The 24837-nt window shown below is 46.7% G+C and carries 21 protein-coding genes and 1 pseudogene; 4 read left to right on the forward strand and 18 right to left on the reverse strand.

Annotated elements, in window-relative coordinates; all coding sequences use genetic code 11:
* The 3 genes and pseudogenes from ABY436_RS03420 to ABY436_RS03430 form a co-directional block, all read right to left on the reverse strand.
* Positions 1 to 197, reverse strand: a pseudogene (locus ABY436_RS03420) (molecular chaperone HtpG); the annotation flags it as partial.
* Between the two features lie 200 nt (positions 198 to 397).
* Positions 398 to 520 carry a hypothetical protein gene (locus ABY436_RS03425; RefSeq protein ID WP_372737628.1) on the reverse strand — a complete coding sequence of 41 codons (123 nt, stop codon included), beginning with the start codon at positions 518 to 520 and terminating at the stop codon, positions 398 to 400.
* A complete protein-coding gene (locus ABY436_RS03430) occupies positions 517 to 1242 on the reverse strand; it encodes a DUF599 domain-containing protein (protein WP_372737629.1) in 726 nt (241 codons plus the stop codon). The genes ABY436_RS03425 and ABY436_RS03430 overlap by 4 nt, the downstream gene beginning before the upstream one ends.
* Before the next feature lie 58 nt (positions 1243 to 1300).
* On the opposite strand from ABY436_RS03430, the gene ABY436_RS03435 reads away from it, so the two are divergent.
* Entirely contained in the window at positions 1301 to 1567 is a 267-nt protein-coding gene (locus tag ABY436_RS03435) for a hypothetical protein (protein ID WP_372737630.1), read from the forward strand.
* A gap of 26 nt (positions 1568 to 1593) precedes the next feature.
* On the opposite strand, the gene luxS is transcribed toward ABY436_RS03435, so the two are convergent.
* Together luxS and ABY436_RS03445 are read right to left on the reverse strand one after the other, a co-directional pair.
* Positions 1594 to 2106: an S-ribosylhomocysteine lyase gene (luxS, locus tag ABY436_RS03440; RefSeq protein ID WP_372737631.1), complete on the reverse strand. Its 513-nt coding sequence runs from the start codon at positions 2104 to 2106 to the stop codon at positions 1594 to 1596.
* A 167-nt stretch (positions 2107 to 2273) separates the two neighbouring features.
* Complete coding sequence (locus tag ABY436_RS03445; protein ID WP_372737632.1) at positions 2274 to 3779, reverse strand: YdiU family protein; 1506 nt, start codon at positions 3777 to 3779, stop codon at positions 2274 to 2276.
* Between the two features lie 236 nt (positions 3780 to 4015).
* Between ABY436_RS03445 and ABY436_RS03450 the strand changes: the two genes are divergently transcribed.
* Positions 4016 to 4339, forward strand: coding sequence for a DUF3301 domain-containing protein (locus ABY436_RS03450; protein ID WP_372737633.1), 324 nt, complete (start codon positions 4016 to 4018; stop codon positions 4337 to 4339).
* Positions 4340 to 4369: 30 nt separating this feature from the next.
* Here ABY436_RS03450 and ABY436_RS03455 read toward each other — a convergent pair whose 3' ends face one another.
* Both ABY436_RS03455 and ABY436_RS03460 read right to left on the reverse strand, forming a co-directional pair.
* The gene (locus tag ABY436_RS03455) at positions 4370 to 4894 is read right to left on the reverse strand and encodes an immunity 22 family protein (protein WP_372737634.1); all 525 of its coding nucleotides are present in this window, start codon (positions 4892 to 4894) and stop codon (positions 4370 to 4372) included.
* 87 nt (positions 4895 to 4981) lie between these two features.
* Positions 4982 to 5515 carry a paraquat-inducible protein A gene (locus tag ABY436_RS03460; protein WP_372737668.1) on the reverse strand — a complete coding sequence of 178 codons (534 nt, stop codon included), beginning with the start codon at positions 5513 to 5515 and terminating at the stop codon, positions 4982 to 4984.
* A gap of 184 nt (positions 5516 to 5699) precedes the next feature.
* On the opposite strand from ABY436_RS03460, the gene glpD reads away from it, so the two are divergent.
* The gene (glpD, locus tag ABY436_RS03465; RefSeq protein WP_372737635.1) at positions 5700 to 7217 is read left to right on the forward strand and encodes a glycerol-3-phosphate dehydrogenase; all 1518 of its coding nucleotides are present in this window, start codon (positions 5700 to 5702) and stop codon (positions 7215 to 7217) included.
* Between the two features lie 41 nt (positions 7218 to 7258).
* Here glpD and mdoH read toward each other — a convergent pair whose 3' ends face one another.
* The 5 genes from mdoH to ABY436_RS03490 all read right to left on the reverse strand — a co-directional run bounded on the left by mdoH (position 7259) and on the right by ABY436_RS03490 (position 14800).
* The gene (mdoH, locus tag ABY436_RS03470) at positions 7259 to 9439 is read right to left on the reverse strand and encodes a glucans biosynthesis glucosyltransferase MdoH (protein WP_372737636.1); all 2181 of its coding nucleotides are present in this window, start codon (positions 9437 to 9439) and stop codon (positions 7259 to 7261) included.
* Positions 9427 to 11028 carry a glucan biosynthesis protein G gene (locus ABY436_RS03475; RefSeq protein ID WP_372737637.1) on the reverse strand — a complete coding sequence of 534 codons (1602 nt, stop codon included), beginning with the start codon at positions 11026 to 11028 and terminating at the stop codon, positions 9427 to 9429. The genes mdoH and ABY436_RS03475 overlap by 13 nt, the downstream gene beginning before the upstream one ends.
* Before the next feature lie 208 nt (positions 11029 to 11236).
* Positions 11237 to 12277 carry an acyltransferase family protein gene (locus ABY436_RS03480; RefSeq protein WP_372737638.1) on the reverse strand — a complete coding sequence of 347 codons (1041 nt, stop codon included), beginning with the start codon at positions 12275 to 12277 and terminating at the stop codon, positions 11237 to 11239.
* A 177-nt stretch (positions 12278 to 12454) separates the two neighbouring features.
* Complete coding sequence (locus ABY436_RS03485; protein WP_372737639.1) at positions 12455 to 13927, reverse strand: AAA family ATPase; 1473 nt, start codon at positions 13925 to 13927, stop codon at positions 12455 to 12457.
* Between the two features lie 21 nt (positions 13928 to 13948).
* Positions 13949 to 14800 carry a YiiX/YebB-like N1pC/P60 family cysteine hydrolase gene (locus ABY436_RS03490; RefSeq protein ID WP_372737640.1) on the reverse strand — a complete coding sequence of 284 codons (852 nt, stop codon included), beginning with the start codon at positions 14798 to 14800 and terminating at the stop codon, positions 13949 to 13951.
* 272 nt (positions 14801 to 15072) lie between these two features.
* Between ABY436_RS03490 and ABY436_RS03495 the strand changes: the two genes are divergently transcribed.
* On the forward strand, positions 15073 to 15555 hold the full coding sequence (locus ABY436_RS03495) for a TIGR02281 family clan AA aspartic protease (RefSeq protein WP_372737641.1): 483 nt from the start codon (positions 15073 to 15075) through the stop codon (positions 15553 to 15555).
* A 41-nt stretch (positions 15556 to 15596) separates the two neighbouring features.
* On the opposite strand, the gene ABY436_RS03500 is transcribed toward ABY436_RS03495, so the two are convergent.
* From ABY436_RS03500 to ABY436_RS03525, 6 genes are all read right to left on the reverse strand, one after another.
* A complete protein-coding gene (locus tag ABY436_RS03500) occupies positions 15597 to 16766 on the reverse strand; it encodes a nitrate/nitrite transporter (RefSeq protein WP_372737642.1) in 1170 nt (389 codons plus the stop codon).
* 95 nt (positions 16767 to 16861) lie between these two features.
* Positions 16862 to 17734 carry a succinate--CoA ligase subunit alpha gene (sucD, locus tag ABY436_RS03505; RefSeq protein WP_372737643.1) on the reverse strand — a complete coding sequence of 291 codons (873 nt, stop codon included), beginning with the start codon at positions 17732 to 17734 and terminating at the stop codon, positions 16862 to 16864.
* 2 nt (positions 17735 to 17736) lie between these two features.
* The gene (gene sucC, locus ABY436_RS03510; RefSeq protein ID WP_372737644.1) at positions 17737 to 18903 is read right to left on the reverse strand and encodes an ADP-forming succinate--CoA ligase subunit beta; all 1167 of its coding nucleotides are present in this window, start codon (positions 18901 to 18903) and stop codon (positions 17737 to 17739) included.
* Positions 18904 to 19043: 140 nt separating this feature from the next.
* Positions 19044 to 20483: a dihydrolipoyl dehydrogenase gene (lpdA, locus tag ABY436_RS03515; RefSeq protein WP_372737645.1), complete on the reverse strand. Its 1440-nt coding sequence runs from the start codon at positions 20481 to 20483 to the stop codon at positions 19044 to 19046.
* Positions 20484 to 20521: 38 nt separating this feature from the next.
* Positions 20522 to 21730 carry a 2-oxoglutarate dehydrogenase complex dihydrolipoyllysine-residue succinyltransferase gene (gene odhB, locus ABY436_RS03520; RefSeq protein WP_372737646.1) on the reverse strand — a complete coding sequence of 403 codons (1209 nt, stop codon included), beginning with the start codon at positions 21728 to 21730 and terminating at the stop codon, positions 20522 to 20524.
* Positions 21731 to 21784: 54 nt separating this feature from the next.
* Positions 21785 to 24616, reverse strand: a complete 2832-nt coding sequence (locus ABY436_RS03525; RefSeq protein WP_372737647.1) for a 2-oxoglutarate dehydrogenase E1 component — start codon at positions 24614 to 24616, stop codon at positions 21785 to 21787.
* Positions 24617 to 24837: the final 221 nt, after the last annotated feature.

Here is a 24837-nt window from a genome sequence, read left to right on the forward strand (position 1 = left end):
AGATCACCGTCATTTTCATAAAGAGCACCATTTGACAGTGCTTTAAAGCGTAGTTTTTCAGCCGCGTCTGATGCATTGGAGATCAGCTCGCGCAGGAAGATCTCTTTGTTAGAGTACAAAGAATGGATCATCAGATTCAGGAGTTGCTTTACTTCCGTCTGAAAACCAAGCGTTTCTTTCTGCGTTTCTGTGCTCATAGATACAGTACCTTATTCTCTTAGAAAAATGATTTTTTCACTTCCAGAGAGATGGGGGCACTGTTTCACTTTTCAAGGGTATTTTTTAAAATGATCGAACAATTGGCAAGCCGGTGCCCCTGTCGCTTCATAGTACACATGGCAAACGTGTCCCGATCTGATCCTGCAGGCATATAGGTATCGAACGCCGGACTCACGAGTTAATCCTGCACAGGTAGAACAACAGAAACGCTTTGTTCGTCTGCTTTGATCACCTGCAACTTACGCATATGTACTAAAGCGCCTATCGCGCGACGACACCTCTCCAGTACCTGTTCGCTCATGGCTGTTTCTCGGGGTCCGACGACATCATTAATATATGCAAGGTAGAAGACTTAAATTCACGACGATAGAGTATATATACGATAAAAGTTGCTAAGCCCATAAACAGTACAGGGTTGATAAACCAGCCTAAAACGGCCTGACTAAAATAAAATGTTCGCAAGCCGGTATTAAAATTATTGGCCGCCTTAGATGTCATTTTAGCGATTCTGTCCGCATTTACTTGCCTCACTTGCTGAGGGATCTGTGCATCAGGTAACGGAGCACCATTGACCATCACAGAAGCAAAACCGTATTGACGCAAACTCCAGGTAAACTTAAAGAAGGCATAGATGAACAGCACAATTAACAGCAAGATTTTAAGCTCCCACTCTTGACGGGTTGCCATTATCGCAAAAGGGATATCCGCTACCAGATCTATGGCTTTATCCGTTGAGCCAAGCACTGTCATTAAACCGGCTAAAATCAGCATGGTAGTTGAGGCAAAAAAGGAGACACTGCGTTCCAGGTTAGCGATGGCTGAAGTATCAGCAATACGATTTTCGCGCTCCATAACGCGCAACATCCATTCCTGACGATACATATGCATTACGCTGACAAGACACGGCGTTGTTAAGCTCTTTCGCTTCACATAAAAAATATATCCACGAAAACAGATCAGAAACCAAGCCAGAGCGGCCAGGTTTAACCAGTTTTGGATTAAAATTGTCGAAATATCATCCATTAACGTCGTCCAGCGGTTATTTAAACATTCATTGTAAATGAAGTAACAGGATTCTCAATTGATCTCGACGCCGACTGAAAATATCGGCCTCGCTTTTATGCTGCCCTGGCTGATGCGCAAAGGTGTTCGTGGCATAAAAGCTGATCACCTCAATTTATATCTGGTGCGAGGCTTGTGCGACTGGATCTTTTTTGCTGGCGTCATTCTGCTGGTAAGCGGAGGAATTGGGTTTGTGATACCCGGTGCAAATACTGAAAAACGTGCAGCCCTTACCAATAAAGAGAATGAAAAGCCCGCCCTATTTACAGACGGGCGCTTCGACTGACTCCTGAATCAAGGCTGACTCTTTAATCAAGAGTGAGTTTTCAGAAACTCTGCATCTAATTTCAGTTCTTCATTACTGTTAACTGAAATACCACGTGCCTTCACATTGGCTGCGATTTGTTTCGCTTCATCCAGTGAGTGCATCTGTTCGGTGCCGCACTGATATTCATTCAGCTCTGGAATATCACTCTGCGCCTGTACTTTTTCAACATCATTCATCGCCGCTAACCAGGCATCACCCACGGCTTGCTCGGTTGGCTGGCCGATCAGACTCATGTAAAAACCAGTACGACATCCCATCGGAGAGATATCAATAATTTCTACATTCTTGCCGTTCAGGTGATCACGCATGAAACCGGCAAACAGATGCTCCAGCGTATGGATTCCACGCTCACTCAGAATTTCTTTATTAGGCAGACAAAAGCGCAAATCAAACACGGTGATCGTATCGCCACTGGGCGTCTGCATCGTTTTTGCGACACGCACAGCCGGAGCATGCATACGTGTATGGTCAACGGTAAAGCTATCTAGCAATGGCATGGACTTTCCTCTTAAACGCAATTAGTCACTCTCAATGAGCCAATTATCCCAATGGAGTGAACCTTTAATCAACCAATAATCAACCAATAATCAACCAATAATCTACCGCTAATCGATCAAATCAATCTTAAGCAGCTGAAACGAGCTATTTATCGCTATCCGACACCTCAGGATGAACAGCTCAGACTGATACCGCCGGCCCACTCAGGAGGCTCGCCCGCATATCGGGCATATTCTGCTTTATCTTCAAAGGGCTGACGAACCACACTCAACAATGTATTGACCAGCCGGTAGTCACCGTTATTTGCTTCAAGAATTGCTTCTTCAAGCATATAACTGCGTAACAGATAACAGGGATTAACACTTCGCATCTGCTGTTGTCGGATCGGAAAACTGGAGGCTTCCAGTTCTGTTCGACGCGTGTAAGCCACTAGCCAGTCAGCCGCCGCAACCGGATCCGTAAAATGCCCCAGACACTGATGCAAGCTAGCATCGTTATCGGCCTGCAGATCACACAGGTCGCGTAAAAAACGGTTCAAATCGATACGCTGCCTGGTTGCCAGCTGGATTAACTGATCCACCAGCAGAGTATCGCCCTCTTGATCTGTTAGCCACCCCAGGCGCGTAGTCATCTGCTGATAATACGCCTGCTGATAGAGATCTTTATACTCATCCAGTGCGGCTACCAGCGCCTCACGATCAATCAGAGGTAATAACGCCTCCGCCAAACAGGACAAGTTCCACAACATAATATCAGGCTGACGCTTAAAGGCGTAGCGGCCCTCGTAATCCGTATGATTACTGATAAAGTCCGGTTGATACCTATCCATGAACACATAGGGCCCATAATCAAAGGTCTCACCTAAAATAGACATATTATCGCTATTCATTACTCCATGAACAAAACCGTACGCTTGCCATTTAGCAACCATCTCGATAGAAAGATCACGAATCTGTTTGAACATAGCAAGGTAGGCCTGCTCTGCTGAAGCGTGTTCTGCCGATTCTTTATGCGCTGTTTTGCAGGCGGGGAAGTATCGGTCCAGACAGTAATCGGCCAGGGTTTTAAGCGCTTCATGTTGCCGGGTGTAATACAGATGTTCAAAGTGACCAAAGCGAATATGACATTGAGTGACCCGCAGTACCTTGGCACACAGCTCCATCCCTTCCCGCATGGTGTACTCTTCACTACCGACCAAACATAACGCTTGTGTGGTGGGGATATCTAAACCTTGCATCGCGGCACTGATCAGATATTCACGGATGCTGGAACGTAACACTGCCCGGCCATCGCCAAAACGCGAATAAGCCGTTTTACCCGCACCTTTGAGGTGCAGATCCCAGCGTTCACCTTTGCTATTGACGACCTCGCCCAGCAACAACCCACGCCCATCGCCAAGATCTGGATTGTATTGGCCAAACTGATGCCCCCCATACTTCATCGCCAGCGGTTCGCTGCCGGGTAAAATATCACCACCCCCAAAAAAGCGTGCTAAATCAGAAGGCAGCACTGACCAGGGATCCAGATCCAGAACGGTAGCAACATCCGGGTTAAAACTGATCAAGTGTGCATTTTTTAATCCACGAGGGTTAACCCGATGATAGAAATTAGCCGGAAAATCCAGATAGCCATTTTCCAACGTCAACTGATTGAATGCTTTTAACATACCCATCTTTTTATCCCAGACTATTACTCAGGCAAACCATAGCATTTTACTCAACTATTCGCATCAGAGATGCACATATCAGGGAACTCGCATCAGACAACCTACCTGAAGAAATTTGCATCCGGAAATTCGCATCAGTAACTGCCTGTGATGACGCACAGAATAAAGGTAATACGTGTGAGTCTTTATTTTCAAAGGTTTTTACCGCAAACTGATAGAAAATCTATCAAAGTGCCTTATCGATGTTTATTGAATTTTCAGATCTACTCTGGTTCACCTTGATCTGCCTTAGCCTGTGGTATTGGTGGGCGGCACAAAAAGTAAAAGAAGTTGCTCTCAATGCCGCTCGCAAAAGCTGCAAAGAGATGTCACTGCAATTGCTGGATGAGAGTGTCGGGCTCAGAGCACTATGGTTAAAACGTGACGACAACGGCCAACTCAGACTGTGGCGACGCTATGTGTTTGAGTTCTCATCGACCGGAGAAGACCGTTACCTGGGAAAAGTGATCATGCTGGGGCTGCGAATCACTCAGATAGAATTAGAACCGCATCGACTCAACGAGTAGATGCGGAGCACGCTGAAGATACCATAACAGCTATTTGCTTACATCATCCGGTTCGACCTGATCAGGGTCAGCCTCATCAAGCTCAGGATTCTCAACGTCATAAACATTCTCAGCGCCATCGTCGTAATCAAATGCGCCGAGAAAAGTCATATACTGATCCTTGCCGACACCGGAAATCTTCAGGCTGTACTCGACGTCAAACAGCAAAATGATCCAACTGACCTCTTGCAGTTTTTTCTTTTTAGCTTTACTCAACAAGGTTTGCATATACGAGGTTGAGAAAGAACACTCACCGGCTGCCACTTCAATACTGATCAGGCCTTCTTCTGTGCCATTGGTTTCTAAGTTTTCAGGTTTGAAATACTTAAGGTTAAAATTCCGTGACCAGGTATTAACCGCACGGCTATTGTTTTTACTGAATGTCTCTTCAAAATATTCATCAGGCACATCAGCGTAGGGATATTGCGACGCCCACACCGACACCTTGTACTTCTTTGCAAAGTCGTAACCTTTGTCGCTATTGCTCTGCCCCTTTCTCGTCTGCTTCTCTGTCACATTACCTTCCTACTACTGATTAACTAACAAAACCACGCACTCAAGCAAGCAATCGCGCAGTGACTAACGCAGCCACTAACTTAGCCACTAACGCAGTGTCGTTTCTTGCCTCTCTGCTGGCAAATTATCCGTCAAGCTTACCACTCGCGCTGTTATATACATGGTTAACACCACCGCTGCCGTAAAAGCATACAGCCCAACGCGCATCTCCACACTGGCTATCGCCCCCAGCTTTACCGCTACCACCAGCACCGCGACGACAAACACATCCAACATCGACCACTTACCAAACAGGTGCATCCAGTGTAAGTATCTGTCCAGATGCGCTGAAGCCTGCCGCTTAGCGCTGAGTAATTGATACAACACCGCCATTTTGAGCAGAGGCAACACCACACTAAACCCAGTAATCACCACAAACAGAAAAAACTGCCCCTCTTTTAAAAGTCCAAGCGCACCACTCAGCACCGAGAAAGTATTTTCCAACAACACAAATTTCGTCATAGTAATGATCGGCGTGATGAGTCCCACAATAAAAATGCCAAAAGTGATCGCTAACAGAATCTGTAACCGGCGAGTCTGCGTCCGAAAATGATATGCAATATTGATGTTTACGATCCTTATTTAAAAGAGCTGTTTTTAAAAGCCTGTATTTTCAGCTTCTGATAAAACCTTCTGTATTTTACCGTTTCGCATACATGCTAACCAGCACCGGCAGACAGCAAGCATTGAGAATTGTTCGCATAACCCTGCTGTTTAAGATAAAACAGAAGCCTAATGACACATGACAGCGGAGGGAAGTTCAACCATGAGTCATCAACAGCCGATAGTTGACCTACTGGTGATAGGCGGAGGCATCAATGGTGCAGGCATTGCAGCGGATGCCGCTGGCAGAGGCTTGAGTGTAATGCTTTGCGAGATGAACGACCTGGCTTCTGCGACCTCATCAAGCAGCAGTAAGCTGATTCATGGTGGCCTACGCTATCTTGAACATTATGAATTCCGGCTGGTGAGAGAGGCGCTGGCCGAACGGGAGGTGTTATTAAAAAAAGCGCCGCATATTATCTGGCCGTTGCGTTTTTTACTGCCTCACCAACCGCATCTACGCCCAGCCTGGATGATTCGTGCGGGCTTGTTTCTTTATGATCACCTGGCAACCCGTACCACCCTGGGTGCGTCTGAGAGTGTCGATTTTGGGGTGGACAGCCCTCTGTTACCTGCGATGACGCAAGGCTTTGAATATTCGGATGGATGGGTCGACGATGCCCGCTTAGTCGTATTGAATGCAATGGCTGCTCAGCATGCAGGAGCCACCATCAGAACCCATACTCGTTGTGTAAATACCTCACGGTCTGACAACCTGTGGAAAGCGACGCTGCAGGATACTTCAAAGAGTAAAACCGAAACCATACAGGCACGCATGCTGGTAAATGCAACAGGCCCTTGGGTTAGCCGATTTTTCCCTGATGTGATGCAATTGCCAGCCCCTAAACGGCTGCGTTTAGTCAAAGGTAGCCATATCATTGTGCCGCGACTTCATGCGGGGCCTGAAGCTTATATTCTGCAAAACGAAGATGAACGAATCGTTTTTGTTATCCCTTATGAAGAGAAATATTCTTTAATCGGCACGACAGATGTTGAGTATGAGGGAGATCCGGCTACCGTTACGATTAGCCAGGATGAAGTTGACTACTTAATCGCAGTAACCAATGAGCACTTCAAAAATCCGATTAAAACAACTGATATCATCTGGAGTTATTCGGGGGTTCGCCCGCTGCTGGATGACGACGCATCAGACTCTGCTCAGGCAGTAAGCCGGGATTACACTTTTGAAATCGATGCGCCGGTTAACGGAGCACCCTTACTGTCTGTTTTTGGCGGAAAAATAACAACTTACCGTAAATTAGCGGAAGCCGCTGTCAATCAACTGTGTGCACTGCGCTTAAGTAGAGGCGACGGCGTAAGCTCAGGACCCGCCTGGACCGCTGATGCAGCGCTACCCGGTGGTGACTTCAAAGACCATTCTGCACTGTCAAATGAACTCAGATTGCGCTATCCGTGGCTACCTGCCAAGCTGCGAACTCGTTATGTACGCACCTACGGCACCCTCACCCACACGCTATTAAATATGGCATCGACAATAGAAGATCTGGGTACTCATTTTAGCCCTGATTTATATGCTGTCGAAGTTGATTACTTAATAAAGCATGAGTGGGCAGCCACTGTTGACGATATTATCTGGCGTAGAACAAAACTAGGGTTAAGACTGAATAAGGCCGCTATCAAACAACTCTCTGAATATTTATCGGAGAGAGTGAGTTGTTAAACTGTTCTCTATTGTTCAATAGTTAACAGCCCGAAAGGCCATTAACGAACATTAGCGGGCGCTAACTGCGACAAATGAGACAACGCCGTAAACAACTCAGGGGTCGCCAGCACTAACGCTTGCTCCCGCTGGTTCAGATAACTGACCGCTTCACTGACACTGCTCGCTTCACGTATTTTCATAGCCGCTGTCGCTTCAACAGCATCCACTTGTCCGCGGGGACGTGAGGGCATACGGTCAATCAGTGCCAAATGCACAGCATACCAACGCGGATTACTCGCCATCTCGACCAAATCAGGTGAATGACTGATCGCCTCTTCATAATCCACCCGGATGTCGTCCATCGCTTGGCGGATCGCCGGCCTCTGCGCTTCATCAGGTGTGCGTAGTAAACCCCATTTTTTCACCCGTGCGCCAACGCTCCAGGAACTGGTCAACATTGACAAGGGTACCGCTAACAACATCCCGGCAATAGCCGGTGATAACCACGCCAACAGCACCAACGAGTTAAAATAAGCCGCGACGGTTAAAAAGATACCGACAGTCATGTGCCAACGATGTCTATAAATCAATGATTTGAGCGGCAAACTACCATCATCGCGTCGCTGTGGATTCCAGCCAGAGTCGTGACCGAGCAGAATCGACATAACAGCGCCACTGTGGATCAGCATCATAATCGGAGCAATCAGCGCCGACAGTATCACCTCGAGAATAAAGCTGATAATCAACCGAAAAAAACCACCGGACTGCCTTCTTAGTGCTCCATTCATAAGGTAGGAGATAAACCCCAGCACTTTGGGGGTAAACAAGATAATCATGGTAAAAAAGAATAAGGTTAATGCGCGCGCAGCATCCATCCGTGGCCAGGAAGGGAAGAGTGAAAACTCATCTGTAAAATATTCAGGCCGGATAAATTGTGCTTGCAAGGCCAGCACCAAACCCACCATTATCAGCATCAACCATAACGGTGAAGACAGGTACGACATAATACCCGTCAGCAGATGAGTGCGGCTCACCCAGTGCAACCCTTTGGCAGTCACAACGCGGCTATGCTGTAAATTTCCCTGACACCAGCGACGGTCACGAATAGCCAGATCAATCATCGACGGTGGGCACTCTTCATACGAACCACCCAGATCAGCCGCAATAATCACACTCCAGCCTGCCCGACGAATCAATGCGGCTTCTACAAAGTCATGACTAAGGATATGACCACCAAAAGGAGGCGCACCTTTAAGATCAGGTAACCCGGCAGCCGACATAAACGCAGTCGTACGGATAATAGCGTTATGTCCCCAGAAATTACCCTCTTTATCTGTCCACCAGGCAAGTCCGGTGCCGACGACCGGGCCATACACCCGGGTAGCAAACTGCTGCAGACGCGCCATTAATGTGGTGCCATTTATGAGTTGCGGAATCGTTTGAATCAAGCCCGCATCAGGATCTGCCTCCATACGACGCGCTAACTCCAGCATCGTATCAGCGTCCATCAGGCTATCGGCATCAAGTACCAACAGGTGATCATAATGTGCGCCCCAACGCCGACAAAAGTCAGCAACGTTACCTGCTTTTCTTGCCGTATTCTGTCTGCGACGGCGATAGTAAACATTAACGGTTTTGCCGATGCGTTCACGCAGCGCATGAAAGCCCGCTTCTTCGGTTAATGCTATATCAGGGTCAGTGGTATCACTAATAACAAACCAGTCAAAAGCCTTGCCTTCTCCGGTTTCGCCAACAGCGCACGCCATTGCCTCAATTGATGCGAATATTCGCTCTGGGGATTCATTGTAGGTAGGCATCAGCACAGCGGTGCGACCATTGAGCGGTATTTTTGAACGCGCAGGCGGGGAGCGGCGCTGACCGAGCACATAAAAAAAACCAATGATCGATCCACTAAAGGCAACCGTAATCCAGCTGAAGGTCAGGCTGAAAAGTAAGAGCACCAGATACTCAACAAAGGTCATCTCACCGACAGCAAGTACCGCCCGCATCTCATTAATGCCCCACACGGACAGCAATAACGCGGAGCCTAATACCAGCCAGCGCCGCCATGCATGGGAGTGACAACCATTCGGATTGACCGGTGAGCGTCGATTCTCATCACTAAAACTTTGCAAAGATTGAGCAGGCATCTCTCCGGGACGCTCTACTGGCATCCCGGATTCAATCGGCGGCATTGCCGCTTCATGCCGGTGAACCGTTCGGTAGCTTACTTGGTCCACTGATACATCCAGCTTTCCGCCTTCCGTCCATCCGTGAACTCAAGATCCATGCGTAATTCAATCAGCTTTTCATCCATGGGGTCTAGTTCAAAAGTGACACGATAGCCACCGTTGAGCGTATTTTCATTGACCACAATATTTTTTATATTGCCGGCAGAGTGTTTAACTTTTGCTGTAGGCTTGTGTATTTCTATGTCTTGCAATGGATTCGGAAAGCGATAATCGATCACAAATAATCGTTTTGGTGTCGGCCCGGTAATGCCCGCCCGTCCGCTACGTGTAGCATCAACAACCGCCTCACCCTGGCCCGCCACAGGCGCAGTTCCCCACACTAAGCGATATGCGTAGTGATATTCGGAACCGGCAGGAATAGTTTCCTTAGGAGACCAGTAAGCCACAATGTTATCGTGAATTTCTGACTCGGTTGGAATTTCAACCAATACCACAGCACCTCTACCCCAGTTGCCGACAGGTTCAACCCATAAGCTTGGGCGGCGCTCATAGCGAGCTTCCAGATCCTGGAAGTTATTGAAGTCACGATTACGCTGCAACAGACCAAAGCCTAACGGTCCATTATCCATAAAAGCACTGATCTGCAGTTTTGCCGGATTACCCAGCGGACGCCACAAGCGCTCACCACGCCCATTCAGCATCAACAAACCATCCGAGTCATGAACCCGTGGACGAAAATCATCTACCTTGGCTCTTTCATAAGAGGAGAACATGAACATACTGGTGCCCGTGCCCAGTCCCACCTTGTTTAAGTCTTCACGCGGAAAAAGCGTTGCCTCGATGTCCATCACTGTATTTTTGCCCGGGCGCAGCGTAAAACGATAAGCACCTGTTGTACTTGCACTGTCCAGTAAGGCATGAACCACAATCGAGCTACTGTCTTTAGCAGGCTTTTCTATCCAGAAAGCACGAAAAGTCGGGAATTGCTCCCCTTCAGGGTCTGCTGTTTTTAACGCCAAGCCGCGGGAAGAAAGGCCGTACGCCTGATTTTTTCCCAATGATCGAAAATAACTTGCGCCCTGAAAGACGGCCATTTCATCAAAATAGTCAGGACGGTTTAACGCGTTATGCAAACGAAAACCAGCAAAACCAACATCTTCACCCGGTAAGGGTTGCTGCATCACTTCGCCCGTTGTAAACAGGTCAGGACTATACTTCAGATGATGAGATTCGCCTTCCTCAACGATAGCGATCTCAACGGTCTCTTTAAAATAGAAACCACGATGAAACAGCTGCATTTGAAACGGCAGTGCCTCATCAGCCCAGATAGAGGAAGCCGGATTAAAACGAATATCCCGGTACTGATCATAACTCAGCCCTTGCAGACTGGCCGGCAAAGTCACATCCGGCTCTTTGTAGGGTTTTTTAGACAGTTTACGCGCCAAATCAGCGACCGTATTACGATTGAATTTACCACTGACAGCGTATTGCACCTCTGGGGTGGCCACAGCTTTTGCTGCAGCAGCCTTAGCTGTTAAAGGCATCATTGATACAACCGCCAGCCCCGGCAATAAAAGGCTAATTGAGGTCAGTTTTTTCCACTGCAAGGAGCTTATAGCTTTAGATAATAAGGACATATTTAAATTCTTTAGTTATGGCTTAGAGCAAGCAAAAATGATCAATCTAAAATGATCAATCTATTCAGAAGTCATAGCAACTCTGGTGAGCAGCCTGACTTTAACTGTCATCAAATGGCGTCAATTTACACTTTTGTTACGTGGATGTAATCATAAATCCACAGATATTAGTCGTATTTCATCCGACGCGCACCGGACCCAGCAAGGATTAAGCGCCGATTAGCCAGCGACTTTTTGTTGGCAGTAGTGACCTGAACAAACGAGCCGTATAAAAACTACCGAAAAAGTTGATACTAAATACCAGCAATGTCATCGCCACACTAAACAAAGCGCCGCCTGACACACCTCTCCACCCCAGTAGTGGAAAAATATTCGCCATCGCCATCGTAAATAGCGGATGCAGAAAAAAGATGGCAAAACTCAAATCACCGACCTCTTTTAACCAGGCGGATGTTTTTTCACGGCGGGCCAGCATCTGACAAATCGCCAGCAAAATAAAACATAAACCGATCTTTTGGATAAACTGCAGGTCAACACCACGAAATCCAAAAAATGATTTGTGATAATTACCGACCCAAACCCATACATAAGTTTGCAGATACATAGCCCCTGCCACCAGCACAACAGCAATAGTCAGAATCTGCTGATACTTTTCTTCAAACCAGGGTCTGTGCTGCGAATACAATATCCCCATCAGATAAAAAGGAGTGTAATAAAGTAACGACTGTAACACACTGGCGTTGCCGTGAGGACGATGCAAAATCACCGCCAACAAAGAGAACAAGAAAAACATAAGTAATTGCCGCCAAACCGGCAGTCGTGAAAAACCAAGATAGAACGGTGATAAGATAAACACCACCATAATAAAAGGGATATACCAGTGAGGAAAAAGCACATAAAAGTTTTTTACTGTATGAAAAATGTTCAGCCCGATTTTATTCAACGGTAAGTCGTCAATCACTCCCCAGCCAAACACGCGAAATGCCAGACCAACAACAGACACAACCAGAAAAGGTACATAGACATTTTTCAGCTTTTTCACTAAAAACGATTGCAGTTCGAAGTTTTTAGAAAACACCGCATGCAAAAAGAAACCGGATATAAACACAAAAACAGCGGTGCCACCGCGTACCAGGTTTTCCAATAGAACAGGAAACCCTTTTTCCGAGTTATAAACAGAGTGTCCAAGCACGATCAGGATTATGGCGAGCGCACGCAGATAATCAAATTCCAGCAAACGTATTTTCAACTAGGTGTCCCGAAGAGTATGTATATAAAAAGCAAACAAAGATTCGTGCTTTCAGTATGTGCCAAGATAAGCACCTGTCAGAGGATGACAAACTGTGTACACGATTGAAGTGTTTGTGCGCATATTATGAAACGATTTATATTTCTACGCCACTAATTGAGTAAAAAACATTTGATGCTACTCGCAAGGAACTGTTCGATCCCTGGCCCAACCACGCAACGCGGCTATCTTTTCAGACATCACAATAGAGAGCGGTCTGGTTTTACATAACTCATCCATTAACAGTGATTGTGACAATGCCAACCCTTGAGCGTGTGCGCAATAGTAAGCTGAGATGACTGCCTGCTCAATTTCCGCACCAGAGAAGCCTTCACTTGCTTCCACCAGTCGATAGAAATCATAGGTTTCTGGCAACTGCTTTTGCCTTTTCAGGTGAATATCAAAAATACTGAAGCGTACTTCCTTATTCGGCAAATCTACAAAAAATATCTCATCAAAACGCCCTTTACGCACTAACTCAGGCGGTAACGCTGTAATATCATTCGCTGTCGCAACAAGAAAAACAGGCGCTTTCTTCTCTGCCATCCAGGTTAACAGGGTAGCCAAAATACGCTTAGCCGGACCACTATCCGCATTACCACTGTCGATGCCCTTTTCTATTTCATCCAGCCATAAAACACAAGGTGACATCACCTCGGCTGTTATCAACGCATCCCGGAGATTCTTCTCCGTTTCTCCGTAATATTTGTTATAAAGCGCACCAAAATCTAATCGCAATAATGGAACCTGCCATGCACCAGCCACTGCTTTAGCTGCCAGACTTTTACCACAGCCTTGCACTCCCAGAAGCAGCATACCTTTGGGCGCAGGCAGATGCGTGACCCGGGCCTCCCCGGTAAAAAACTCCTTACGTTCGTTCAACCATTGCTTGAGCCGCCCAAAACCGGCAATATCCGAAAACGTTGCAGTGTCATACTCAAAACTCAGATTACCCTGATTGCTCAGTAACTCATACTTGGCCTGAGCAACGTCAGGCATATCACTCAACGAAATAGCACCGTCATCAAAAATAGCGTTACGCGCTAACCGCCGTGCATCCATCCGGGACAACCCCACCAGGTTGTTGACTAACATACTCAGTGCCTTATTGTCAGTTTGAACTCGCTGGCCACTCTGCTGCGTCCAGGCGCGCGCCTCTTCCCTGATAATCCGCTCCAGCTCTGCACGCAGCGGTAAAGATATTTCAAGCTTAGCGCTAAGTTTTTTAAGCTCTACCGGAATATCAAATGCATGGCTGAGCAGAATTACGGTGTGGCCTAAATGATTAAAACTCAATGCGATATCTTTAAGTAAGCGTATATGCATCGGGTCATCAATAAACGGATGGAAGTCAGCAAGGATATAAACACCGGGAACCTGAACTGACTTTATATGCCCAAGAGCATCGGTGGGCTTGGAAAAAAGCTTCTGAGCTGGCATCGACTGATCGAGCCGTTCGAACCCTTCCGTTAAACTCCATTTGAAAACCGGACGCTGCAATACCGCACGCATACCTGCAATCATATCAAGCGTCTGATTTTCTTCATGCGTTTCAATAACGATAATCGGTATATGCGACTTAATCAGTAGTTCAATCTGGTGCTGACTCATTTAATGCTCTCTGCAACACGGTTAATTATCGGATTTTGCCTCTGTGTTATCTTTCCCACTCTCGACATGTACTGCATCCGGAATCTGCTCCTGAGTCACTTCCTGATGCTCATCCTGACTAACCAGCGGCGCGCCCCAACAAACAATATTATGATAATTGAATCCTTTTTCCAGCATTGGCTTAATCACTTTGAAGTAGGGAGAAACATCAAAATCACGTGGCGTGAACAGGCTTGAGTGTCGAATAAATAACATACGTTCTCTTTGACCAATTTCTTCACCGTATACGACTGAAGGCAATATCGGATAATGAATCGACTGAAAGGCTTCCGCAATTAACGATGAACAAATAGCGCGCGTGGGATCACCGCTGCCAAGCTGCAATAATTTACGTCGCCATCTTGTCGGCACAGGAGGGGTTGGAAACAGATAACGCGCCAGGTCAAAAATATTTTTCCGATCGTACTGATCACCTAAACGTGAAATGAGATAACCAATGACACGCTGTATTTCATTTTCAGACAAACCGACAGGTCTGCAAATACGCGTATGCTGATCATAATAGGTACTCAAAGGTACCGCTCTGACCCCTTCCACAATATCCGCCTCTATTAACGTTCGGGCCTCTTGGGCCTTGTCCATAGAGTCGATGCTCTCGCCGATATAGACAGCTGCATGAGACCAGGTTGACTGAGTCAGATACTTGATCGCGGTACTCACCCGACTGGTACCCTCTATCAGCAACACATCGCCTTTCTGGATACAGGAAGCGAGCCTTTCAGGCGAACTGGTCGCAACGAAAGAGTCATCATCTCTGGGAGCCGATAAGTAATCCGCAAGAAAAGACCCGATATTCTCTAACATTGCTCGCATTGATAGCTCCGCTCACTTCTTCGTCGTATTTAACTTAGTCTTAAAAAATTTGTCGTCTGTAACTCTGTCGTATTTAGCTTAGTCATCTATAACTTGTCGTATATAACTTGTCGTCTATAACTGTCCTCTTAATAAAGAGTATAGACACTAGATTATGTTCAATGAACTATACGCTGAACTTTGCGCTGAACTTTACGATAGGATAGATTTCTAATGGATGGAACGGTAAGAGGAATAGATTTATTAATACGATAGATAAAGTATCTGCCATTATGCGGCATTTAACCTGGTTGGTTGCACTCCTTCTTTTAACCATGTTATTTAATAACTGGCTGGACAAACAACACAACCCCAACTCACTTCTGGTTTCTGCTGCAGGCTTGGACGCAAGCAGCCCTGTTGTGCTGCAACGAAACAGACAAGGGCATTATGTGGCATCAGGACTGATAAACGATCAACCGGTGGTTTTTTTACTGGATACCGGCGCAACTGTGATCAGTATCCCGGAGAATGTTGCCAATGAACTGGGATTAGTCAGAGGTAAGGCGGTCAGAGTTAATACCGCAAACGGGGCTATCTCTGTTTATTCAACACAAATTAACAGTGTCCAGCTTGGAAACATCAAACTAAGAAATGTTGAAGGGCATATAAACCCTTTCATGACGGGTGGTACCGCCCTGTTGGGCATGAGTTTTCTCAAACATCTTGAATTAAAACAAAGTGGCAATACCTTACAGCTGAAAGCCCCGGGTTAATCGCGCGTATAACAGATAAATATAAGCTCAATGATCAATGCTTAACGTGTCGGGTCACTCAGCAATAACTCTTTCATGACCCACAAGCCAACCAGAGGACCCGCCAACATGAGCCAGGCAACGTAATCACCGATATAAGAATATAAGACCGTGGTGAGTGTGATCGAGAAAACTGTCATTAGGAAGCCGATACTGTTCATCAAAGCTAAAGCACTGCCCAAGTACTCTTTTGGACAAGAAGCCGCAGCCAGCGCCGAATACTGCGCCGAATCCGCAATAACCGTCATCCCCCATAGCAATAGCACTATCAACACTAAGATTATCGGGCCTTGTGCAACGAAAGGCCAAATCAAACAGATTACACCTGATGACAGCAACATCAGATAGGCGGTAATCGCACTCCCCCACTCTCGACTCGCAAGCCCGGCGATCAAACAGGCAGGCATGCCCACAGCAACAATAATAAACGACACCCAAGGCACCAACGAAGCTGACCAGGCAGCCTCTTCAAGTATGGATAACACAATCACGGGCACGAGGGTCCAAAAAGCATAAAGCTCCCAACAATGTCCAAAATATGCGATAGCGGCCGCACGAAACGCAGGTATTTTAAACGCCTGTAGCGCTTTACCACTCATCTTGGTTTGTGTACGCGCGGGTAAGTGCTCCCCATCTCCCAACCAATAAATCATCACCGCTGAGATTAACGCAAATACTGATGCACCCAACACAACCCACTGCCAATGTTCACCATCACTGACACCTCTCATAGCGTGCGGCAAACTGCTACCCAGCGTTAACATGCCGACTAACCAGCCTAACGCATGACCGGTTTTATTCGGCACCCAACTAACGACGAGCTTCATACCCAATGGATAAATTCCGGCAAGACTCACGCCAGTCAAAAAGCGCCAACACAGCGCAGAAGAAAAACTGCTTTCAGACCAGAGAAACAACGCATTACATAATGCGCCTAAAACAGCACTCGTGGCAAAAACATGACTGGCACGGTATCTGTCAGCAAACCCGCTAAAAGCAATAACAAGCGTCCCTACGATAAACCCTAACTGGACCGCGCTGGTTAAATACCCGAGTTGATCTAACGACAACCCCCAGTCAGACATTAACGCACCCGCAACGCCGTTTGGCGTAAACCAAAGCGATGTACCGAGCAACTGAGCGATAACGATTATGCCTAACGGAGCAATCATGTGACAAACCTGCAGTAACGAAAACCTGTAGTAGCGAAAAAAGCAACTAAATGCAAAAAGGCAGCCGAAGCTGCCTTTTAAACCCAGAGACTAACTTACCAGCCAGTTACTTCAGACAGTGCTTTGCCGATATCAGCCAAAGAACGTACTGTTTTAACGCCTGCGTCTTCCAGTGCAGCAAACTTCTCATCAGCAGTACCTTTACCGCCAGAGATGATTGCGCCCGCATGACCCATACGCTTACCTACAGGTGCAGTAACACCCGCAATGTAAGAAACAACAGGCTTAGTCACATTAGCTTTGATGTAAGCAGCCGCTTCTTCTTCAGCAGAACCACCGATCTCACCGATCATTACGATCGCTTCAGTCTGAGGATCGTTCTGGAACATTTCCAGAATATCGATGAAGTTAGCGCCTGGAATCGGGTCACCACCAATACCTACACAAGTAGACTGGCCGAAACCTGCATCCGTAGTCTGCTTAACAGCTTCATACGTCAATGTACCAGAGCGGGAAACAATGCCCACTTTACCTGGCAAATGGATATGACCTGGCATGATGCCGATCTTGCATTCACCCGGAGTGATAACACCCGGGCAGTTAGGACCGATAAGACGCACACCCAGCTCATCACACTTGACTTTACACTGCAGCATATCCATAACCGGAATATGTTCAGTGATACAAACGATCAGTTTGATGCCTGAATTAGCCGCTTCCAGAATAGAGTCTTTACAGAAGGCAGCAGGTACATAGATGACAGACGCTTCTGCACCTGTAACTTCTACTGCTTCTTTTACTGTATTAAATACAGGAAGACCTAAATGCTCAGTACCGCCTTTACCCGGTGTAACACCACCGACCATTTTTGTACCGTAAGCGATCGCTTGCTCAGAGTGGAAAGTACCCTGACCACCGGTGAAACCCTGACAGATAACTTTGGTATCTTTATTAATCAGAATGGACATTATTACTTACCCCCCGCAGCTTTAACTGCTTGCTGAGCAGCATCTGTCAGACTGGTAGCAGCAATGATATCCAAACCAGACTCAGCCAGGCGCTGTGCACCTAACTCAGCATTGTTACCTTCTAAACGTACAACAACAGGTACGGTTACACCCACTTCTTTAACGGCACCGATGATACCTTCAGCAATCAGGTCGCAACGTACGATACCACCGAAGATATTAACCAAAACGGCTTTAACTTTGTCGTCAGCCAGGATGATTTTAAATGCTTCAGTAACACGTTCTTTAGTTGCACCGCCGCCAACGTCAAGGAAGTTAGCCGGGAAGCCACCGTGAGTAGCAACGATGTCCATTGTTCCCATTGCCAGGCCAGCACCGTTAACCATGCAACCGATAGTACCATCCAGTGCAACATAGTTAAGATCCCAGGTAGCAGCGTGAGCTTCACGAGCATCTTCCTGCGAAGGATCGTGCATTTCCTGAATATCTTTGTGACGATAAACAGCGTTACCATCGATCACAATTTTAGCATCCAGGCAATGCAGGTTACCGGCATCAGTAATAACCAGAGGGTTGATCTCAAGCAAAGCAAGATCTTTCTCTTCAAACATTTTAGCAAGACCCAGGAAGATCTTAGTGAATTGTTTGATCTGATCACCGTTCAGGCCCAACTGAAAAGCCAACTCACGTGCCTGGTAAGGCTGAGCACCTGTCAACGGATCTATAGTTGCTTTCAGAATTTTTTCCGGAGTCTCGTGTGCAACTTTCTCAATTTCAACACCGCCTTCGGTTGAAGCCATGAAAACGATACGACGAGAAGAGCGGTCTACAACAGCACCCAGATAAAGCTCTTGAGCAATATCAGTACATGTTTCAACAAGAATTTTTGTTACAGGCTGGCCATTGGCATCCGTCTGATATGTCACCAGATTTTTACCTAACCAGTGAGCTGCAAATTCTTTTGCCGCTTCTGCTGATTCAACCAGTTTAACGCCGCCCGCTTTACCGCGACCACCGGCGTGAACCTGAGCTTTAACAACCCATTTATCACCGCCGATTTTATTCACTGCTTCTACTGCAGCTTCCGGTGTGTCTACCGCGTAACCTTTGGATACTGGCAGACCATATTGAGCAAACAGTTGTTTGCCTTGGTACTCGTGAAGATTCATGCTCTAGTCCGTTTGTTGTCTCTGATAAATCTGAATAAGTAGATACCTACTCAGCCCACAGGGCTTACGACAAGCTCTCGCTAATTTAGCCGGGCGTGCACCCGGCCAAAATCATAAAACGTCTGATATGATGAACTAAATTAGCGTTTTTTGCGATTAGCCATATGTATAGCATGGTTGTCTACTGCTAATGCTGCTTCATGCACAGCTTCACTCACAGTTGGGTGAGCAAAGCACATTAACTGCAGATCTTCTGCACTTGAGCAGAATTCCATCGCGATACCACCCTGAGCGATAAGCTCAGATGCGATCGCGCCCACTATATGAACACCCAAAATTCGATCGGTTTCTTCATCAGCAATGATTTTTACAAAACCATCCGTTGCATTAGAAGCCATTGCACGACCTGAAGCCGCAAATGGGAATTTACCGACCTTGATTTTAACGCCTTCTGCTTTGAGCTCCTGCTCAGTTTTACCCACCCATGCTAATTCAGGGAATGTGTAAATAATGTTAGGGATTACATCATAATTCATAGCCGCTTTATGACCGGCAATGATATCTGCAACCATAACACCTTCTTCTGAAGCTTTATGTGCCAACATGGGTCCACGTACGGAGTCACCAACAGCGTATACACCGGGTACACCCGTGCGGCAAGATTCATCAACAAAAATAAAGCCACGCTCATCCAGCTTAACGCCGCTATCACCTGCCAGCAAACCCTGAGTCTGAGGACGACGACCGACCGCTACAATCAACTTATCAACGATAAGCTCTTGTTCACCAGCGGCATCAGTATATTTAACTTTGACTTCTTTGCCGTCAATGATCTCTGTTCCGGTGCAACGTGCGCTCAGCTTGATATCGAGCCCTTGCTTACCCAGAAGTTTTTGTGCTTCTTTTGCGACGTCTTTATCGGCGAGAGTAAGGAATCCATCCATTGCTTCCAGCACAGTTACCTGAGAACCCAGACGCGCCCAGATAGAGCCCATTTCCAAGCCAATTACACCGGCACCGATGACACCTAAACGCTTAGGCGTTTCATCGATATTCAATGCGCCGGCATTATCAAGGATTAAACCTTCAGTCAGTGGCGCTGGTGGAATCTCAACAGGAACCGAACCGGATGCCAAAATAACATTTTCGGCATCATAAATTGTCGCAGTACCGTCAGCAGCCGTAACCTCAACCTGCTTATTAGCCAACAGTTTACCCATGCCTGACAAGGTGGTTACGCCGTTAGCTTTAAACAGGCCAGTGATGCCGCCCGTTAGGTTTTTAACAATAGTATCTTTACGCGATACCATTTTTTTAACATCCATTTGTACATCAGGTGCCTGAATTCCGTGGACGTCAAAATCATGTGCAGCTTCATGGAACTTATGCGTAGACTCCAATAGTGCTTTGGAAGGTATACAACCTACATTCAAGCAAGTACCGCCTAAGACAGTTGCACCTTTATCATCAACCCATTTCTCAACACATGCAGTATTCAGCCCGAGCTGAGCAGCGCGTATTGCAGCAACATATCCACCAGGACCGGCACCGATTACGATTACATCAAATTTTTGTGACATGTGTCCTTCCTATTCTAAAGTTGGTTACAGGGTTGAAATTACACATCAAGCAGAATGCGGGCTGGATCTTCCAGCAAACTCTTAACAGTAACGAGGAATTGTACCGCCTCTTTACCATCAATCATACGATGGTCGTAGGACAATGCCAGATACATCATTGGCAGAATAACAACTTCACCGTTCACAGCCATTGGACGATCCTGGATTTTATGCATGCCAAGAATCGCTGTCTGAGGCGGGTTAAGAATTGGTGTAGACATCAGGGAGCCGAAAGTACCACCGTTTGTAATGGTGAATGTACCGCCCTGCATATCAGCCAGACCCAACTTACCATCACGGCCACGTTTACCGAAATCAGCAATAGTTGCTTCAACATCAGCCAGCCCCATAGCGTCAGTATCACGCAATACAGGCACCATCAGACCACGGTCTGTCGATACAGCAACGCCGATATCCTGGTAACCATGATAAACCATATCATTACCATCGATTGAAGCATTCACTGCAGGGAAACGTTTCAGCGCTTCAGTTACGGCCTTGACGAAGAAAGACATAAAGCCAAGACGCGTGCCGTTATGGGTTTTCTCAAACAGGTCTTTATACTGTTTACGCAAGTCCATAACGGGTTTCATATTAACTTCGTTATACGTTGTTAACATGGCAGCTGTCTGCTGCGCTTCAACCAGACGTTTAGCAATAGTCGCACGAAGACGCGTCATAGGCACACGCTTCTCAACGCGATCACCTTCAACAACATTTACGGCTACCGCAGCCGGGGCTGCTTTAGCCGGTGCAGGAGCTGAAGTACTAGCCGCTGCAGGAGCACCCGTCTTCATGAAGCTAAGGACGTCTTCCTTAGTGATGCCGCCATTCTTACCTGTACCCGGAATCTGATTAACATCAAGATTATTTTCATCAATCAGTTTACGTGCAGCAGGGCCTACCTTATCAGCGTCACCCGCTTCAGCAGATGCCGTTTCAGCGGCCGGAGCTGCGGCAGAAGCAGCCGCGCCAGCTTCAAAAATCGCTATGATTTCATCGCTAAGCACGGTATCGCCTTCGCCTTTAATAATTTCTTTCAGTACACCATCTTGCGGTGCTACAACTTCAAGTACAACTTTATCTGTTTCAATATCTACAATCAGATCGTCAGCAGAACATGCTTCGCCTGGTTGCTTATGCCAGGTTGCAACGGTACCGTCGGCAACCGATTCAGGAAATGTAGGGGCTTTAATTTCAATGGACATTTCTATTCCTTATATGCTCAAAAAGCTGCCCTTTTATTTTGGGCAGCTTTGTCATTAACCGTTGATTGCTTCGTTTACCAGAGATTCTTGCTGTTCAACATGCACAGAGATATAACCAACTGCCGGCGCTGCAGATGCAACACGACCGACACCCTCCAGCGCAAGAGAAGAATCATGCTTATGTAACACATGACGCATATGATGCTGTGTGCAATACCATGCGCCCTGGTTCATAGGCTCTTCCTGGCACCAAACGACAGAATCAAGATTGGTATATTCTTTAATTGTTTCAGCCAGATCTTTTTCAGGGAACGGATACAGCTGTTCTATACGCACGATCGCAACATCGGCTTTTTCAAGCTCTGCACGACGATTGTAAAGATCGTAATAAACCTTGCCGCCGCAAAGAACCAAACGTTTTACTTTTTTCGGTTCCAGCGTATCTACTTCGCCAATGACCGGCATGAAGGTACCTTCAGCCAGCTCTTCCAAAGTAGATGTAGCCTGCTTATGACGTAGTAGGCTCTTAGGTGACATAACCACCAATGGCTTACGTAGCGGACGCACCACCTGACGACGCAACAGATGGAAAATCTGTGCAGGCGTAGTCGGCGTACATACCTGAATATTATGCTCGGCCGATAACTGTAAGAAACGCTCAAGGCGTGCCGAGGAATGCTCAGGGCCCTGACCTTCAAATCCATGCGGCAACAACAGCGTCAAACCACACAGACGCTGCCACTTATGCTCACCGCTGGTGATGAATTGGTCGATAACAACCTGTGCTCCATTGGCAAAGTCACCAAACTGAGCTTCCCAGATAACCAGCGCATTAGGCGTGGTTGTTGCGTAACCATACTCAAACGCCAACACCGCTTCTTCAGACAAATAAGAGTCATGTAAAGTAAGACGTGGCTGGTCAGCTGATAAATTCTCTAAGGGCAGATAAGTTTCCTGCGTTTTCTGATCATGTAATACAGCATGACGATGCGAGAAAGTACCACGCCCAACATCCTGACCTGTTAGTCGAACAGGGTGCCCCTCAGCCAGAATAGTGGCATAAGCCAGTGATTCAGCCATCCCCCAATTCAGCCCCATTGCGCCCGCAGCCATACGCTTGCGGTCATCATAAATTTTCTGAACCTGACGCTGAACAACAAACCCTTTAGGGGTTTCACAAATCTGCGCGCCAATCTCCTGAAGCAATTTAAGATCAACCCGGGTATCACATTCAAAAGTCCACTCATGGCCTAAGTATGGACGCCAGTCGACAAACAATTCAGAGTTTGGCTGATGTACTAACGACTTAACAACGTGCTCACCGTTTTCAAGTAACCGACGATATTCAACTTCTTTTTGCTTACTTTCTTCAGCAGTAATAACGCCTTCATCAATCAACTTCTGAGCATACAACTCACGCGTTGTTTTCTGTTTTTTGATCTGCGCATACATAAGAGGCTGCGTGCCAGATGGCTCATCAGCTTCGTTATGACCACGACGGCGATAGCAGAACAGGTCAATAACAACGTCTTTTTTGAATTCATTACGGTAATCCAAAGCAACCTGGGTAACAAAACGCACGGCTTCCGGATCATCGCCATTGACATGAAAGATAGGCGCCTGAATCATTTTAGCAACATCGGTTGCATATTCAGTTGAGCGGGAATCTTCCTTTTTGTTGGTGGTAAAACCAACCTGGTTGTTGATCACAATATGGATCGTACCACCAGTTTTGTAGGCGCGAGTCTGAGACATCTGGAATGTCTCCATCACTACACCCTGTCCTGCAAATGCCTGATCTCCGTGCAAATTCACAGGAACAACTGTCGTTCCAACCGAATCATTACGGCGGTCCTGACGAGCACGAACAGAGCCCTCAACAACGGGAGCAGAGATTTCAAGGTGAGATGGGTTAAATGCCATCGCAATATGCACTTCACCACCGGCAGTCATGATATTGGATGAAAAGCCCTGGTGGTATTTCACATCACCTGATGTTTCAAGCGTCTTCTTACCTTCAAACTCACTAAACAGCTCTGCTGGGTTTTTACCGAAAATATTGACTAAGGTATTTAAACGTCCTCGGTGTGCCATACCAATAACAACTTCTTTGGCACCCTGCTTACCCGCACGTTGAATCAACGTATTGAGTGAAACAATCAGTGACTCACCACCCTCTACACCAAAGCGTTTAGCGCCGGCATAACGTGAACCCAGATACTTTTCAAGGCCTTCTGCAGCCGTCAAACGCTCCAGAATCATCCTTTTACTAGCAACTTCAACCTGCGGATGAGAACGCACAGGCTCAATGCGAGACTGAATCCAACGCTTTTCCTGCGTATCAACGATATGCATGTACTCAGCACCTACTGTCGTACAGTAAGTCTTTTTAAGATCAGCAAGAATATCTTTCAGCGGCGCTTCTTCAGGCCCAAAGAACAATGAACCTAACTGGAATTTAGTATCAAAATCAGCTTCAGAAAGTTCGTGATAACGCAGTTCTAAATCAGGTACGTCTTCACGCTCCATTAAACCTAACGGATCAATTTTAGCTACCTGATGACCACGAACGCGGTAAGCATTGATCATTCGCAACACGCGAATCTGCTTCTGCTCATGCTCCGAAGAAACACTAGCGACAGATGCTGGCTGACTACGCTTCTGGTTTTTAGCTAAATAGAGGAAGTGCTCACGCACTGGTGAATGAGGGACATCCAGAGAAATGCTTTCTCCCACTTTTGGCAAGCGGTCGAACTCTTCCCGCCATTCTTGAGGAATGGCATTGGGGTCCATAAGGTAAGTTTCATATAGTTGTTCGATGTAGGAGAGGTTACCACCATATAGGTGGGCATTCTTCCACAGCAACTCCATTACGCCTTCTTGCATTAGTTGTTCACCCTAGCTCGAGAGACTGTCTGCGCTGCCAGATCACACCATTCATCTGACAATTAAACACGCAAATGCCCCTTCTTGTGTTTCCGTTGTCTTAACCCTGCATTTCCACGAATATCCTTGGAAATGCGGACAATATTGTACGCCTTTTACTACAGGCTTTATATATCAAACAAAGTCCGATTCTACAGAAAATTAACACTTTGAAGCATAAG

Origin of the sequence: Neptunomonas sp. (genome assembly GCF_041601355.1) — a bacterium.
Taxonomy (GTDB): Bacteria; Pseudomonadota; Gammaproteobacteria; order Pseudomonadales; family Balneatricaceae; genus Neptunomonas.